Origin of the sequence: Oceanospirillum sediminis, assembly GCF_014164585.1 — a bacterium.
In the GTDB taxonomy this organism is placed as follows: Bacteria; Pseudomonadota; Gammaproteobacteria; order Pseudomonadales; family Halomonadaceae; genus Oceanospirillum; species Oceanospirillum sediminis.
In genome coordinates this window covers 1-385 of sequence record NZ_JACJFM010000194.1, presented here as the reverse complement: position 1 = coordinate 385, position 385 = coordinate 1, and the positions used below count along the sequence as shown (strand labels likewise).

General features: G+C 38.4%; 1 protein-coding gene. It reads right to left on the bottom strand.

What is annotated here, in order from left to right; translation table 11 throughout:
- Positions 1-385, bottom strand: a 385-nt coding sequence (locus H4O21_RS28385; RefSeq protein WP_220495874.1) for a hypothetical protein, incomplete at both ends; no start/stop codon positions are given.

The following is a 385-nucleotide window of genomic DNA, read 5'->3' as shown; positions in this document are numbered from 1 at the left end:
GGCCATTTATGGGATAAAGCTATTTTTTTTGCAGGCTCTAACAAACATTGTGCAGTGTTAGTAGTACCTTTAACACCCGGTGTAGCTTCAATAACGTTGCCACTCTTATTTACTACGATACGAACAATAACAAGCCCAGATTCATTACAATCTTGTTTTAACCTTTTGAAAGAAGCTCTTCCTCTACCATTTAAACCATATCCTACACCACCACTGCCAGTGTCTTGTCCTCCAAAATAACTAGGCGCATATGGATTCCCATCTAATTGTCCTTTATCGCCAGCTTTATTATCATTTCCTTCACTACCAGTTTCTGAACCATCAGATTTACTTACACCACCAATTAAAGCATCTAGTTTTTTACGCTTTTCTTCCTGTTCTCGCT